The sequence below is a fragment of the Xanthomonas theicola genome (assembly GCF_014236795.1).
Taxonomy (GTDB): Bacteria; Pseudomonadota; Gammaproteobacteria; order Xanthomonadales; family Xanthomonadaceae; genus Xanthomonas_A; species Xanthomonas_A theicola.
Window position 1 is genome coordinate 3,653,008 of sequence record NZ_CP049017.1, and the last position, 14,228, is coordinate 3,667,235.

The 14,228-nt window shown below is 69.9% G+C and carries 10 protein-coding genes and 4 pseudogenes; 4 read left to right on the forward strand and 10 right to left on the reverse strand.

All coding sequences use genetic code 11. The annotated features are described in order from the left end of the window. The first annotated feature begins 176 nt into the window (after positions 1-176). Positions 177-1,067, forward strand: a complete 891-nt coding sequence (locus G4Q83_RS17020; RefSeq protein WP_128419717.1) for a TIGR01777 family oxidoreductase — start codon at positions 177-179, stop codon at positions 1,065-1,067. A 124-nt stretch (positions 1,068-1,191) separates the two neighbouring features. Here the strand turns inward: G4Q83_RS17020 and G4Q83_RS17025 are convergent, their stop codons facing one another. The 5 genes and pseudogenes from G4Q83_RS17025 to G4Q83_RS17050 form a co-directional block, all read right to left on the reverse strand. Further along, positions 1,192-1,560, reverse strand: a complete 369-nt coding sequence (locus G4Q83_RS17025; RefSeq protein ID WP_128419718.1) for a glycine zipper 2TM domain-containing protein — start codon at positions 1,558-1,560, stop codon at positions 1,192-1,194. 139 nt (positions 1,561-1,699) lie between these two features. Beyond that, on the reverse strand, positions 1,700-2,368 hold the full coding sequence (locus G4Q83_RS17030) for a DUF2242 domain-containing protein (RefSeq protein ID WP_246432138.1): 669 nt from the start codon (positions 2,366-2,368) through the stop codon (positions 1,700-1,702). An 80-nt stretch (positions 2,369-2,448) separates the two neighbouring features. Beyond that, the gene (locus tag G4Q83_RS22670; protein ID WP_221893091.1) at positions 2,449-2,934 is read right to left on the reverse strand and encodes a hypothetical protein; all 486 of its coding nucleotides are present in this window, start codon (positions 2,932-2,934) and stop codon (positions 2,449-2,451) included. A gap of 19 nt (positions 2,935-2,953) precedes the next feature. Next, positions 2,954-4,378, reverse strand: a complete 1,425-nt coding sequence (locus G4Q83_RS17045; protein ID WP_128419720.1) for a nicotinate phosphoribosyltransferase — start codon at positions 4,376-4,378, stop codon at positions 2,954-2,956. Between the two features lie 64 nt (positions 4,379-4,442). Further along, positions 4,443-4,721, reverse strand: a pseudogene (locus G4Q83_RS17050) (bifunctional nicotinamide-nucleotide adenylyltransferase/Nudix hydroxylase); the annotation flags it as partial. Positions 4,722-5,206: 485 nt separating this feature from the next. Between G4Q83_RS17050 and G4Q83_RS17055 the strand changes: the two are divergent. After that, positions 5,207-6,064: an endonuclease/exonuclease/phosphatase family protein gene (locus G4Q83_RS17055; protein ID WP_128419721.1), complete on the forward strand. Its 858-nt coding sequence runs from the start codon at positions 5,207-5,209 to the stop codon at positions 6,062-6,064. Between the two features lie 33 nt (positions 6,065-6,097). Here the strand turns inward: G4Q83_RS17055 and G4Q83_RS17060 are convergent. Further along, positions 6,098-6,973 (reverse strand): annotated as a pseudogene (locus G4Q83_RS17060) (LysR substrate-binding domain-containing protein). 85 nt (positions 6,974-7,058) lie between these two features. Here G4Q83_RS17060 and G4Q83_RS17065 point away from each other — a divergent pair. Continuing rightward, a pseudogene (locus G4Q83_RS17065) lies at positions 7,059-7,797 on the forward strand (TSUP family transporter). 215 nt (positions 7,798-8,012) lie between these two features. Here G4Q83_RS17065 and G4Q83_RS17070 read toward each other — a convergent pair. Continuing rightward, on the reverse strand, positions 8,013-10,190 hold the full coding sequence (locus tag G4Q83_RS17070; RefSeq protein WP_128419722.1) for a carboxy terminal-processing peptidase: 2,178 nt from the start codon (positions 10,188-10,190) through the stop codon (positions 8,013-8,015). Between the two features lie 385 nt (positions 10,191-10,575). Here G4Q83_RS17070 and G4Q83_RS17075 point away from each other — a divergent pair, with 385 nt between their 5' ends. After that, positions 10,576-10,728 (forward strand): hypothetical protein, encoded by a 153-nt coding sequence (locus G4Q83_RS17075; protein ID WP_211288276.1) that lies wholly within the window; start codon positions 10,576-10,578, stop codon positions 10,726-10,728. On the opposite strand, the pseudogene G4Q83_RS23630 reads toward G4Q83_RS17075, so the two are convergent. From G4Q83_RS23630 to G4Q83_RS17090, 3 genes and pseudogenes are all read right to left on the reverse strand, one after another. Continuing rightward, a pseudogene (locus G4Q83_RS23630) lies at positions 10,705-10,947 on the reverse strand (IS30 family transposase); the annotation flags it as partial. The gene G4Q83_RS17075 and the pseudogene G4Q83_RS23630 sit on opposite strands and share 24 nt — an antisense overlap. 738 nt (positions 10,948-11,685) lie before the next feature. Then, positions 11,686-11,886 carry a hypothetical protein gene (locus tag G4Q83_RS17085; protein ID WP_128421705.1) on the reverse strand — a complete coding sequence of 67 codons (201 nt, stop codon included), beginning with the start codon at positions 11,884-11,886 and terminating at the stop codon, positions 11,686-11,688. A gap of 213 nt (positions 11,887-12,099) precedes the next feature. Continuing rightward, positions 12,100-14,208, reverse strand: a complete 2,109-nt coding sequence (locus G4Q83_RS17090; protein ID WP_170069206.1) for a TonB-dependent receptor family protein — start codon at positions 14,206-14,208, stop codon at positions 12,100-12,102. Positions 14,209-14,228 lie beyond the last annotated feature (20 nt).

Below are 14,228 nucleotides of genomic sequence, written 5' to 3' on the forward strand. Positions count from 1 at the left end.
GGTGGCCGCGCTCCAACGCGCGGAGGCGGAGCGTGCCGCAGCTGTCGTGCACGCGCCGCGAAGCTGCGCGCCGCCGTGCGGCACGCGTGGCGCGCGCGGCGACCGCGCGTATGCGTTCACCCCGCTGCAATACCGGGCAGCCCTACACTGCCGCTCCCATTCGCGGAAACGTCGTCATGCATGTCCTGGTCACCGGCGGCACCGGATTCATCGGCCGCGCGCTGTGCCCCGCCCTGCTCCAGGCCGGGCACCAAGTCAGCGTCCTCACCCGCGATACGGCGCGCGCGGCGCGCGCGCTGCCGGGCGTGCAGGCGCTCGAAACGTTGCAAGGCGCAGCAACGGCGAACGCGGTGATCAATCTCGCCGGCGAATCGCTGAGCCAAGGCCGCTGGAACGAGACCCGCAAGCGCCGCTTCCGCACCTCGCGCATCGGCACCACGCGCGCGCTGATCGACTGGATCGCGCAACTGGACGCGGCGCAGCGCCCGGCGTGCCTGCTCTCCGGTTCGGCGATCGGCTACTACGGCGACCGCGGCAACGACCTGCTCGACGAGCACAGCCATGCCGGCGCGGATTTTCCCGCGCAACTGTGCCGCGACTGGGAGGCCGAGGCGCTGCGCGCGCAGGCGCTGGGCGTGCGGACCAGCCTGATCCGCACCGGGGTGGTGCTCGGCGGCGGCGGCGGCGCGCTGGCGCGGATGCTGCCGCCGTTCCGATTCGGCCTGGGCGGGCGCATGGGCGACGGCCAGCAATGGATGAGTTGGATCCACCGCGACGACCATGTCGGGCTGTTGCTGTGGCTGTTGCAGCATGGCGGCGACGGCGCCTACAACGCCACCGCGCCGGTGCCGGCGACCAATGCGGATTTCGCCCGGCAGTTGGGCCACGCGCTGCACCGGCCGGCGTTGCTGCCGCTCCCGGCCGCCGCCCTGCGCCTGGCCTTCGGCGAGATGGCCGACCTGCTGCTGGGCAGCCAGCGCGCGCTGCCGATGCGGGCGCAGCAAGAGGGCTACGTGTTCCGCCACCCGGAACTGGAAAGCGCGCTGCGCGCGCTGGTCGGCCGTTAGCGGGTTTCGATCCTGGCCGACGCCGCACGGGCGCCGCAACGCAAATGCCCCGGTGGACATGACCCGCCGGGGCGTTTGCGTTGCTCGCTGGCGCTGCGCCGCGATGGCCCATCGCGGCCCGGCCTCAGTAGCGCTTGCAGACGGTCTCGACCACGCGGTTGCCGTTGGACTGCTGGCGCTGGCCCTGGATGTAGCGTCCGGTGGCGCCGCCGGCGACCGCACCGCCGATCGTGGCCAGCTTCTTGCCGTCGCCCTTGCCGACCTGGTTGCCAAGCAGTCCGCCGATCGCCGCGCCGGCCACGGTGCCGCCGATGCGGTTCGGGTCGGTGTTGTTCTTCTGCACCGCGACCTTCTTGCAGTGCACGCGGGTGCCGTCGTTGAAGCGGCGTCCGGCGTCTTCGGGCCCATAGTGCCGCTGCGCCTGCGCCAATGGTGCGGCAGCAGTGGCGACGGCGAGCACGGTGAGACACAACGCGGATTTGAGATTATTCATGAGGTCTGCTCCTGGGTGGCTGGCCGCTGCATGCCGATACGCATCGCGCGCTCGGCAGGCGCCACCTTTGCATCGCGTTCGCGAATGAATCGTGAAGCGGAAACGCCTCTATTCAGCTTCCGATGCCGTGCGTAAACGCTCAGCGCGGCGCACTGCCGCCGTTGGCGGCGGGCGCGACCGCGCCGTCCTCGGTCGCGGCCGGCCCTGGCGTCGGCGCAGGCGCAGGCGTCGGTGCGGGCCTGGGCATGGCCGCCGGCGACGACGGTTCGGCCGCGGCCGGCTTGGCCTTCGGCAGGTACTGCGCCATGCGCTCGAAGAAGCGCTTGTAGAAATCGCTGTCCTGCACCGTGCTGCTGGCCACCCGCACCAGCGAGTCGTCGCTGCTGCCCACCGGCAGCGACACCGAGCCGAGCACGCCGACGCCGACGCTGGCCGAGGTGGCGCTCTTCTTCAGTGCGTAGCGGTCCTGCAGCGCACTGACAAACACCCATGATGCGTCCTGGCCGTGCGCCACGCACGACACGCGCAGCTCCAGCTGCTCGTGCGACTCCTGGTTCGGCTGGAAGTTCTTGGTGCCCTCGACCGCATCGGCGGTGGCCTTGGACACGACGTAGCCCTGGCTCAGCAGCGCGCGCCGTGCCGATTCGCAGGCCTGCGCCGGCTGCAGCGGGTAGCTGCGCGAATAGGTGTTGTCGGAATTGAAGGTCTCCTTCACCAGGCCGTCCTGCTTGCGGTTGAAGCAGCCGCTCAGGCCGATCGCGACCAGCACGAGCGCAGGAAAGGCGAGGACGTTGGAAGAAGCGGACATGGCCGTGGACCGAAGGGATGACGAACCAGACAAGCATAGCCGCAAGCGTGTCGAGGTGGTCTTGATGCCGCCGCCAGCGCTCATCCCGCGGTTAGCCAGTCCAGCGCCCGCCGCGGCGACAGGTCCAGCTGCAGCAGGCCGCCGCCGCGATCGCGGCGTTCGGCATGCAGGTAATCGCAGGCGTCGCGCAGGGCCAGGGCCGGCGGCGGCGCCAACGCGCCGTCGATCACCACGTTCTCCAGCATTGCAACGCAGAAGCCGGCGCCGCGCAGGCAACGGCCGACCGCGTGGAAGACCGCGCGCAGGCCATGAGGCAGGCGGCATAGTCGGCACTGGCGTAGCGCTGACCCGGCGCCGCCGCGCCCGGCCAGGCGCCGCCGAAGTACGGCGCACTGGTCAGGCGCAACTCGTCCGGCACATCCAGCGCGAACTGCGGCAGCGCGCCGACCCGTATTGTCAGCGTCCAACCCGAGCCGCTGCAGCCGCTCGCGCGCCAACGCCGCGCGCGGCGCATCGATCTCCAGGCCCAGCCCGCGCCGCCCTTCCAGCGCGGCGGCGAGCAACATGGGACATCTACCGCGGCGCCTACAGACGCGCCGCGTTCGCGCGCGCACGCACCTGGGCCAGGGTCCAGTCGTGCAGCAAGCGGCCGTTCTCCCACACCGTGACCATCGCGTCCTCGTAGCCGGCGGGCCGCGCCAACCCATCCGGCGACGCGACCGCAGCCGGCACCGGTTCGGTCCGATAGCCGCCGTACTCGCGATGGCGCAGCAGGCTCATGCGGCCGCGCTTGCTGAGCTTGCCGTTGTCGGTGATCGGGGCCTTGTAGACGTCGATCCAGCTACCGTCCACGCGGGCGGCCGAGCACTTCAATGCGAACTTCTGGGTGTCGCGGTCCAGCCGCTGCAGCAGCGCGCCGCCCATGCCGAAGGCGACGTTGTCGGTGGCGTAGCCGGCGCTGGTGACGCGTTCCAGGATGGCGCGGATGCTGGTCGGGTCGACCCCGTCGCCCTGGATCACGCGCACGTGGTCGAGCACCTTGTAGCCCTTGCCGTTGACGCTGTGGCCAAAGGCCTCGTCGAGCAGTTCCAGGCATTGGTGCACCACCGCGACCGGGTCGCCGGAATCGGGGCGGATCACCACCGTGGCGCCGGACGCGATCACTTCCGCGCGCAACGTGGTGCCCCAGTGCGCGCGGATCGCGTGGAAGATGTCGTAGCTGTCCGAGACCACTGCGACGATGCCGCCCGGCTTGCCGAACTGCCTAAGCATGTTGCGGTACGCGTCCACTTCGCGCTCGCGGCCCCAGCTGGTGATGGTGCTGTGCTCGGCAGCGGGAATCGAGTAGCCGGCCATCGGCTCGTGGTAGTGGGCGCGCGCCAGCAGCAGTCCGGACACGGTATCGGTGCCGAGGAAGTTGACCAGGTGCGCGGCGCCGCCGATCGCCGCCGACTCCAGGCTGGACACGCCGCGCGCGCCGAAGTCGTGCAGCTTGAACGGCAACTGCCCTTCCGGATCGTCGCTGGTGCGCTCCAGGAACTGGCGGATGGTCTGCTTGGTGTGCCAGCTGACCGTGGCCACGGTGACCGGATACCAGATGCGCAGCAGCAGCGTTTCCAGGTACGACGGCACCCAGTAGGCCTGCGCGTCGGTGGACTCGATGGTCATCAGCGCGTTGTGGGTCGGCACCACGCTGCCCTCGGGCACGGCGCGGATGCGGATCGGCAGCTGTCCGCCGAGACGGTCGACGATGTCGCGCCAGCCGGCCTCGTTGAACGGCTCGCCGTGCGCGGCGAACAGGTCGCGCGCCTCGTCGACGTCGGCATGGGTGACGGCGCGGCCCAGCGCCTCCTTGAGGATCGACTGCAGGCCGAAGAACACGGTGCGGTCGTAGACGCCGCCGCGCGATTCCATGTAGAAGAACGTGGCATCGGTGCCGGCCGGGTACTGCAGCCAGTGGCTGGCCTTGTAGCTGTCGGTGTCGAGCAGCAGGTTGTTCAGGCATTGCATGACGGGAAGCTCCTTCGCGTCGGGGGAAGGCCGGCGGTCTGTCCGCCGGCCGGGAACGCCGCGGTCAACCGCGGCCCAGGAAGAACTCGAGCAGGTGCAGGTGGTCTTCGAACAGTTTCGGACCCATGCCCAGCACTTCGCCGACCGGCACCCAGCGCGCCTTGTCGGCATCGCCGCCGCCGCGCACCTCGGGCAGGTCGCCGAAGCTGAACTCGAAGTGGAAAGCAGAGGCGATGGTGCGCCCGCGCAGGCTGCGTAGCGGATGATCGAACACGTGGCGGTTCTTCAGCGAGCCCTTCAGCACCGGCAGCGGGATCTGGCGCGGTTCGCGGCGGCGACCGCGTCTTCGCCGCTGCCTGCGCAACGCGGCGACGGCTTGCGTTGCGTGCCTCGCGCCTACGCGCGTTCAAGCTTGAACGTGCGCGTCGCGCACCGTCATGTGCGCGCTGCGCGCGCTAGATAAATTTCGATTCAAATGACTACATTTATTGGAGCGACTTCAGTCACTAAAGGCTATGAATTTAAATTGATTCGCGACTGAAGTCGCTCCACAACACTCCGATTTCTGAACATACTAGAATCGAAAATGCTCTAGCCCCGTGCTTCCCCGGACAGGAGCGCGCGGCCACGGCCCATCGCAGTCGCCTTGCTGGCTTGGTCATCGATTGCGAGGACAGCGATGCCGATGCCGGCGCGCGCTTCCGCCGTCGGGCGCCCGGCTGTCGCGCCGCAGCGGGCTATCCCGAACTCGCGACGCGCCGGCGGCTGGCTGCCTTTCACGTCCGCATGTCACCATTGGCGCGGCCCCTCAGCGCAAGACACGCCGCCATGCCGAAATCCCCGTTGCTCTCGCGTCCACTGGCGTTGCTGCTAGCGCTGAGCGCAGCGCTCGCCTCGGCACCGGCACGCCCGCAAGCCACGCTCAAGGTGATGAGCGTCAACGTGCGCGTGCCGGTCGACCAGGATGGCGACAGGCGCTGGGAGATCCGCCGCAGCGCGCTGGCGGCGCTGATCCGCGCGCAGCATCCGGATGTGGTCGGCACCCAGGAACTGGTCGGGCGGCAGGCCGACTACCTGGCCGCGCAGTTGCCCGGCTATCGCTGGTTCGGCCGCAGCCGCGACGGCCGCGAGGACGGTGAGCGCATGGGCGTGTTCTACGACGGCCGCCGACTGAAACGCATCGACTCGGGCGACTTCTGGCTGTCGGACACGCCGGCGGTGGTCGGCAGCATCAGCTGGGGCCACCCGCTGCCGCGCATGGTGAACTGGGGGCTGTTCGAGCGCATCGCCGATGGCCGCCGCTTCTACCTGTTCGACACCCACCTGCCCTATCGCGACGAGGACGAGGCGGCGCGCGCCAAGGGCGCTGCGCTGATCCTGGCGCGCCTGCAGGTCCTGCCTGCCGGTGTGCCGGTGGTGCTCGTCGGCGACTTCAACACGGCACCGGACTCGCCCACCTACCGCACGCTCGTCCCCGCACTGGCCGACGCGCGCGCGCAGGCAGCGCAGCCGCAGGGGCCGGAAGCGACCTTCCACGATTTCACCGGCCATCCGGATCGGCGCATCGACTGGATCCTGTCGCGCGGACTGCGAACCACCCGCTTCGCCACGCTGGACGCGCGGCCGCAGGGGCATTGGCCGTCGGATCACTTCCCGGTCGTCGCCGAGTTCGCCTGGCCGCACTGAGTCCCGCCCCTTCCTGCGCCAACGCGTCACGCGTCATTGCACGGGCGCGGCCGGTCCGCCATCGGCGTGCGCGCACAACCAGTCCAGCAACTGACGCATCGCCGGCGCCGGCCACCATACGATCGACAGCTGGCGCGGCGCCCACGGCTCGTGCAGCGGCACCGCGGCCAGCCGCTCGCGCACGCTGACCCGCGCCAGCGCGGCCAGCGGCAGGATCGCCACGCCGGCGCCGCGCGCCAGCATCCGGCACAGCGGCTCGATGCCATGCACATGGGCGCGGATGCGCAAACGGCCGCCGGCACGCGCGGCCTGGGTACGCAGGTGGTGCTGCAGCGCGCTGTCGTCGGCCAGGCCGAGGAACTGCGCCTGCCACAGCTGCGCCAGGCGCAGCTACGGCGCCCGCGCCAGCGGATGCGTGGCCGCCGCCACCAGCACCAGCCGGTCCTGCCGAAACGGTTGCGCGCGTAGGTCGGCATGGTCGGCGCGTTCCTCGCGCACCGCATCGGCGGCCGCGATGCTGCCCTGCTCGCGCAAGGCCAGGTCGATGCGCGGATGCGCGACCAGGAACTCGGCCAGCAGTTCGGGCAGCCATTCGTACAGTGCCGCGGTATTGGCCAGCAGCCGCACCGTGGCCTGATCGCGGCCGGCGTGCTCGCCCAGTTCGGCACGCATCGCCTCGGCCTGGCGCAGCAACTGTCGTGCATGCCGCAACAGCGCGGCGCCGGCGGCGGTCAGGCTCACGCCACGGCGGCCGCGCTCGAACAGCGCCACCCCGGCCTGCAGTTCCAGCGCACGGATGCGGGCGCTGGCGGCGGCCAGCGACAACGCGGCGCGCTCGGCGCCGGCAGTGATGCTGCCGGCCTGGGCCACTGCCGCGAACAGCCGCAAGTCGATGAAATCCAGGTGCATGGCCGCTCCAGCCGTCGCCGTCGCCGACGTCTGCCTGAAGCAATCGCGCATTGTCCGCTGCCGGCGCACGGTCGATGCTGCCGGCATGGACATGCTCGCTTCCCATCTGCTGCCGATCGCCGCGGTGTTCTGCCTGGCCGGCTTCGTCAAGGACGTCGCTGGACCGGGCTGCCGACCGTGGCAATGGGCCTGCTGGGGTTGTGGCTGGCGCCGACCGAGGCGGCCGCGCTGCTGGCCCTGCCCTCGCTGCTGACCAACCTGCAGCAGGCCTGGGGCGCCGACGCGACGGCGCTGTTGCGGCGGCTGTGGCCGCTGCTGGCGACGATCGTGGTCGGCACCTGGCTCAGCGCCGACCTCCTGGCCGGCGCCGATCCGGCGCTGGCCCGCGCCGGGCTCGGCGCTTTGCTGGCGCTGTACGCGCTGCTCGGCCTGAGCCGCTGGCAGGGCCGGCTGCCGCCACGGCACGAGCCCTGGGCAGGCCCGGCGGCCGGGCTGGCGACCGGCCTGCTGACCGGCGCCCCCGGCGTGTTCGTACTGCCGGCGCTGCCCTATCTGGTCGCGCTGGAGCTGCCGCGCAAGACGCTGATGCGCGCGTTGGGCCACTGCTTCTTCACCGCCACGCTGGCGCTGGCCGCGGCGCTGGCGTGGCATGGAGCCTTCGCGAACGGCGCGCTCGCGCCCTCGCTGCTGGCGCTGCTGCCGACCGCCGTGGGCATGTGGGCGGGCGCCTGCGCAGGCGCATCTGCACCGAGGCGTTCCGCCGCGTGTTCTTCCTGACCCTGTTGGCGCTGGGCCTGCAGCAGTTGTGGCAGGTGCTGGGCTAGGACAGTTCCGATCGGCGCGGTGCGCACGACGACAGGGCTGTCAACGCGGCAGGGCCGCCTGTCGGGGCTGAAGCCGCTCCAGCGCGGTCGGCCATCGCCGCGCTGGCCACCATTCCAGAGCGCCCCGGCGCACGGCGGCGCGCAACGCGGGCGATGGCGCGCCTGCGCGAACACCCAACGAAAAGCACGCCACCGCTAGGCGATGGCGCGCCGGCTCAGTCCGCCCAACGTCCCGGGCCGCTGGACTGCGGCAGCACCTGCGCCGACAGCGGACGGTCCTTTTCCAGCAGGTTCAGCGCATCGGCCAGGATCGCCGCCGACTCGCGCAGCAGCGGATCCGGACGCTTGTCGACCAGCTTCTCGCGCGCGGCGTCCTTGACGATGTCGCGCTCGTTGCCGGTCAGACCGTCGTCGCCGTTGTCGTCGGCGAGCGGGTCCAGCGGCAGGCCGAGCTGCTTGCGCATCGCCTGGCGCTGCTTGCGCTGCACGTCCTGCTTCTCGCGCTCGGCACGACGCTCGGCCTCGTTGAGCACCACGTACTTCTTCGCCGCTTCGGTGCGGAACTGCTGCACGTCCTCCTCCCACCACTGGAATTCCTTGTCGCCGGCGATGCGGCTGGCATGCAACGCTTCCAGCTTCGGCAGCAGCGGCGCGAAGTTGCCGTACTGGGTGTGCGGCACCGCAGCGATGCGAGTCCACGGCAGTGCGTTATCATAGGTGCTCTCGCCGAACTCGGTAGCATCGACGCTGGCCGGGAACGCGATGTCCGGCACCACGCCCTTGTGCTGGGTGCTGCTGCCGCTGACGCGGAAGAATTGGGCGATGGTCAGCTTGACCTGGCCGAAGCGGTCGGTCTCGTTGGCCGGCCAGCGGTCCAGGTCGACGATGTTCTGCACCGTGCCCTTGCCGAAGCTGGTTTCGCCGATGACCAAGCCGCGGCCGTAGTCCTGGATGGCGCCGGCGAAGATCTCCGAGGCCGAAGCCGAGCCGCGGTTGATCAGCACCGCCAGCGGACCGTCCCAGGCCACGCTCGGATTCTGGTCGCCGTTGACGGTGACGCGGCCGCCGGATTCGCGCACCTGCACCACCGGGCCCTGCTCGATGAACAGGCCGGTCAGCTCGATCGCCTCGTCCAGCGAACCGCCGCCGTTGTTGCGCAGATCCAGCACCACCCCGTCCAGCTTGTCGGTCTTGAAACCGGCCAACAGCTTGGCCACGTCGCGGGTCGCCGAAGCGTAGTCGGCGGCGTTGCGGCGGCGGCCTTCGAAGTCCTGGTAAAACGCCGGCAGCTTGATCACGCCGACGCGCCGTGCCGGTTCGCCATCCTTCGCCGGCAGGCTGATGGTCTCGGCCTTGGCGGCCTGCTCGGCCAGGCGCACCTTCTGCCGGGTCAGCAGCAACTGGCGGTGCTTGCCGTCCACGCCGGCCTCGGCCGGGATGTACTCCAGGCGCACCTGGGTGTCCTTGTCGCCGCGAATCTTGGCCACCACGTCGTCGATGCGCCAGCCGATCACGTCCTCGACCTGGCCGGCCTTGCCCTGGCCGACGCCGACGATGCGGTCGCCTGGCTTCAGCGTGCCGTCCACCGCGGCCGGGCCGCCCGGGATCACCTCGCGGATCACCACCATGTCGTCCTGCTTCTGCAACTGCGCGCCGATGCCTTGCAGCGACAGCGACATCTGTTGGTTGAAGTTCTCGGCGGTGCGCGGAGTGAAGTAGTCGGTATGCGGGTCGACGGTATTGGTGTAGGCGTTCATGAAGAACTGGAACACGTCCTCGCTCTTCAGTTCCTTCACCGAGTCGGCGAGGTTGGCGTAGCGCTTGTCCAGCGTATTGCGGATGTCCTCGGGCTTCTTGCCGGCGAGCCTGAGCCGCAGCCAGTCGTTCATCACGGACTTGCGCCACAGCGTGTCCAGCTCCTGGTCGTCCTTCGGCCACGGCACGTTCTTGCGGTCGTACTCGAACTTCTCGCTGCCGTTGAAATCGAAATCCTGCTTGAGCAACTTGCGCGCGTAGCCGATGCGCTCGTCCACGCGCTGCCGGTACACGGCGAACACCTGGAACGCCGGCTCCAACTGGCCGGAGGCGATATCGGCGCCGAGGCTGGCCTGTAACGCGCCGAACTTGTCCACGTCGGCCTGGGTGAAGAACTGCTTGCTGCCGTCCAGCGTCTCCAGGTACTTCTTGAAGACTTCCTTCGACGTCGCCTCGTCGAGCGCGCGCGGCCGATAGGCATAACGGCTGTCGGAGAGCAGCCCGTACACCAGCTTGGCGGTGGTGGCCTGGTCGGCGGTCGACGCGGCCGGCAGCGCGGGAGCGTCGTTGCGGGCGAACAGCGCCAGCGGCGCGGTCAGCGCGAACGCCAGCAGGAAGGCGGAGGCTTTGAATTTCATCAACGTACTCTCGGCACCAGGCCGTCAGGGGGGGGGCGGCAGATCGCGTCAGACAACGCGACAGTGCCGCAAGTTGCAGGGCGTGTCACCTGTTCCTGAACCAGACTAGCGGCGGCACGGTAGCGAAGTGTGAATGCTGCCGGTGCAGGCCACGGCAGGCGCACGCGCCGGTCGGCGCAGCACGCGCGCAGGCAGCCGTAGCAGGATCGGCTTCGGGGGCTCAGGCGGCTGTCATTTCCAACGCTCGATTAGACTAAGGGACGCCATGAAAGGCTCTTTTCCCATCGCTGCGTCGGAATGCCAGGCTCCGATCCGTCGGAACGGATCGGATTTTACATTGTTCGTTCGGAATGGGTTGTAGAACATGCCTGTCCGCCGCATCCCCATGAACTACCGAAACGTCACCGGCATTGTCGCCTCCCGCAAGGCGCCGGTCCCGGCGCAGTTCGAATCCACGCTCGAACGCGACTTCCTGACCCTGCTCGAATTCGCCCCGAACGTGCAGTGGGCGGTCTCAAGAATCAAGTGCAACACGTGATTTGAACGCTGCGATGTCCGCTTCCATTGCCTCGCTAGGCGTCTTCCAGCCAAGTGTCTGGCGAGGGCGAGTGTTCATCAGCAACGCGATGTGATTGAGGTATTCCTGGCTGACGGCGGATAGGTCCGCCCCCTTGGGCAGGAACTGGCGAAGTAGACCGTTGGTGTTCTCATTGCTTCCGCGCTGCCACGGTGCGTGCGGATCGGCGAACCAGACCTGGCTGTTCAACCGCTGCATCCGTTCCTCGTAGCAGGTCCGTTCCGCGGTCGTCGGTCGGGCTCTCACCCAGGAAGGCCGGCCGCTGCTTCATCTGCCGGGGAAACCCCTCGACCGCCGCCTGCGCCGTGCCACCGTCCATCCTGCACAGCACCACCAAGCGGGTCTTGCGTTCCACCAGTGCGCCCACGCATGAACGGTTGAACGCGCCTTCGATCAGGGCGCCCTCCCCATGCCCCGGCGCCAGGCGCCGCTCCACGGGGTCCGGGCCATGCACGATGCGCAGTTCCTCCGGCGCCCACGAGCGCACCGCCGCTGTCGTGCGCCTGCGACCTGGTGTGGGCTGGCCCCCTCTCCATGCATGGATCAGCGCCTTCTTCAGACCACCCCCCCCGCTGCGTGTCGATCGCCGCAGCGATCCTCTCGTGGCTGACCCGCTGGCTGGAAGCGTCCGGATGCCTGTCCCGCCGTGCGGCCGCGATCTGCTGTGGCGACCAGCGCTCGTACACCAGGCGCTCATCGACGCACGGGAACAACGACGAACCTTCCAGGGGCCGGCGAGGGCGCACGCAGCGCGAGCGGCGCGAGCGATAGGCCACAGCCGCCGCGTGCGCACAGGACACCGGCCCTTGCACACCACCGACCTGGCGGCTCGGCGTCGATGCACGGCATCCCCACCGGCGACCGATCTTGCGCAAGCGCGTTCCTCGATCGCGCTCCACCTGCAGCACCGCGCGTTCCTCAACACGCAGATGACTGGACTGTTTGCCCAGCGCAACCTCCTGCGCTCTGTGAGGTGTTGCACTGGGAACTTGAGTCCAAGCTCTTCACGAACAGCAGCCGCTCGTCCGGGCCTGGACCGGCGATGCGGTCGCCATTGGCTTTGGTGGCGTATTCCAGCGCGACCCGCTTTCCCTTGACCGCCTTCTTCAGCACGAACACATCGCTTTCCGGCTCGGCGACGAACCATCAGTGGCCGCAGCGGGTCGCGCAATAGGCTTCCACGTCCTGGCCGTTGACGGAGGCGGTCAGTGCGGTGGCCGGTGCGAGGGCGGCAAGCACCAGCAGCGATGCGGTTTTCATGAGCGTATCCCAAAGAATGGGCGTGGGCAGCCGCGCAGCGGTCGTATCCGCGCAGCCACCGCTACGACAACCTCAGTGCGCAAAATCCCATTGCAGTCCGACGGTATAGCCACGGTCCGGTCCCGGCTCGTAGTAACGGCCATTGGCGTCGTTGACGATGACCGAACCGATGTAGGCATGGTCGAGCGCGTTGTCGATGCGCGCGAAGGTGCGCAGCGCGCCGCGCGCGGTGCTCCAGCGGCGCGAGGCCTCCAGGTTCAGCAACGCATAGCCGGGGGCGGTTTCGGTGGCCAGGTCGTTGGCCACGGTGTCGCCGGCCGCCACGGCTTCGACCGCGAACTGCCAGGCGCGCGGCTGCCACTGCCAGCGCGCGAAGAACTGCTGGCGCGGCAGGCCAGGCAGGCGCGAACCGGCCGCCACCGGCGCGGTGGGCGTGGCGCAGCCGCTGCCGGCGCAGGTCAGGTAGGTCTGGCGCACGGTCGCCTGCAGCCAGGTATAGGACAGCTGCAGCTGCGCGGTCTCCCCGAGCGGCGGCAGGTAGCTGGCCTCGGCGCCCTGGCGGCGGGTGCGGCCGATGTTGCGGTAGGTGCTGCGGCCGTTGGTGTTGCTGGCCACCGCCATTTCGTCGTCGGTGTCGGCGCGGAACAGCGCCGCTTCCCACGCCGCACCGGCCTGGTCGCGCCATTTCGCGCCCAGTTCCAGGTTCTCGCTCCTGGCCGCGGACAGGTCCAGCGCCAGGCCGGCGCCCCCGCCGCTGCGGTAGCCCAGTTCGTTGAAGGTCGGCGTCTCGAAGCCGCGCCCGGCCGAGGCGTAGACGCGCAACGCGTCGCTGGCGCGGAACAGCAGCCCGGCCACCGGCGTGGTCGCCGCGTCGTCGGTGCGACCGCTGTCGTCGGGATTGCGGCCGACGATGTAGGCGTCGTCGGAGCGGAACCGCACCTGGCTGTGGCGCAGCCCGGCCAACAGCGACCAGCGGTCGCTGAACTGCCACCAGGCCTGGGCGAACTGGTCCACGTTCTGCACCCGGTCCTCCTGGTCGCGGCGCAGCCGCCCCTTCACTCCCAGCGTGCTGCCGACGAAGTTCTCGTAGCCGGTGCGGTGCTGCTTCTGGCGGTCGGCATTGGCGCCGACGGTGAACTGGAACGGACGCCCGCCGAGCGCGCCCTGCCAGGCCCAGCGCGCATCGACGCCGCCGTAGTCCCCGTCCAGGTCGATCAGCCCGCCGGCATGCAGTGGATTGGCCGGCACCGCCAGGTATTGCTGCACGTCGCGGCGCCCGGCATAGCCCATCAGCCGCCAGGTCTGCTGGTCCAGCTGCTGGGCGAAGATCGCCCCGGCCTGCGCCTGGCGCGCGGACTTGCGCGTATCGAACTGGGTCGCCACCGCGGTGGCCTGCCGCGGATCGGCATGGAACTGGGCGCGAGTCAGGCCCAGCGGATCCTGCGCCCACGGCGCGTCCAGGGAGTTCAGCACCAGGTCCAGGCGCCGGCCCGGGGCCAGGCCGAAGCCGAATTTGGCGTTGACCGACTCGCGCCGCGTCTGGGTGTGGTCGCGGTAGCCGTCGGTGCGGAAGTGGGTGGCGGCCACGTTGTAGTGGACGTCGCCTTGCTGGCCCTGCAACTGCGCCCCTGCGCTGTAGGTGCCATTGCTGCCGAAGGTGGTGCGCAGCTGCCACGGGTCCTCGGGCGCGCCATCGGCGCTCCACAGCTGCAGCACGCCGCCGGAGGAGTTGCCGTACAGCGCCGAGAACGGGCCGCGCAGCACCTCGATGCGCTCGGCGCCGAGCAGGTTGAAGTGCGACAGTTGGCCCTGGCCGTCCGGCATCGTCGCCGGGATGCCGTCCAGCAGCAGGCGCACGCCGCGCACGCCGAACGCCGAGCGCGCGCCGAAGCCGCGGATCGACAGCTGGGTGTCCTGCGCATAGTTCTGGCGGTCGCGCGCCAGCAGCCCGGGCACGCCGGACAAGGCCTCGGCGACCTGCACGCCGGTGCGGTTGCTGTCGCCCAGCGGGATCGCGGTCAGCGAGGCCGGCAGGTCGAAATCGTCCACCCCGCCGACCCGCGCGGCCTGGACCTGCACGACCGGCAGGGTGGTGGGATCGGCATCGGCGGCGCAGACGACGGGCGACAGCCCCGCGGCGCAGAGGCCGCAGAGCAGAACGAGGCGATGAGGATGGGGCATGCGCGCATTATCGGGAACCG

Excerpts from the sequence above, each read along its gene's own strand:
- G4Q83_RS17020 (WP_128419717.1), top strand. The coding sequence starts at position 177 with ATGCATGTCCTGGTCACCGGCGGCACCGGATTCATCGGCCGCGCGCTG.
- G4Q83_RS17025 (WP_128419718.1), bottom strand. The coding sequence starts at position 1,560 with ATGAATAATCTCAAATCCGCGTTGTGTCTCACCGTGCTCGCCGTCGCC.
- G4Q83_RS17030 (WP_246432138.1), bottom strand. The coding sequence starts at position 2,368 with ATGTCCGCTTCTTCCAACGTCCTCGCCTTTCCTGCGCTCGTGCTGGTC.
- G4Q83_RS22670 (WP_221893091.1), bottom strand. The coding sequence starts at position 2,934 with ATGTTGCTCGCCGCCGCGCTGGAAGGGCGGCGCGGGCTGGGCCTGGAG.
- G4Q83_RS17045 (WP_128419720.1), bottom strand. The coding sequence starts at position 4,378 with ATGCAATGCCTGAACAACCTGCTGCTCGACACCGACAGCTACAAGGCC.
- G4Q83_RS17055 (WP_128419721.1), top strand. The coding sequence starts at position 5,207 with ATGCCGAAATCCCCGTTGCTCTCGCGTCCACTGGCGTTGCTGCTAGCG.
- G4Q83_RS17070 (WP_128419722.1), bottom strand. The coding sequence starts at position 10,190 with ATGAAATTCAAAGCCTCCGCCTTCCTGCTGGCGTTCGCGCTGACCGCG.
- G4Q83_RS17075 (WP_211288276.1), top strand. The coding sequence starts at position 10,576 with ATGAACTACCGAAACGTCACCGGCATTGTCGCCTCCCGCAAGGCGCCG.
- G4Q83_RS17090 (WP_170069206.1), bottom strand. The coding sequence starts at position 14,208 with ATGCCCCATCCTCATCGCCTCGTTCTGCTCTGCGGCCTCTGCGCCGCG.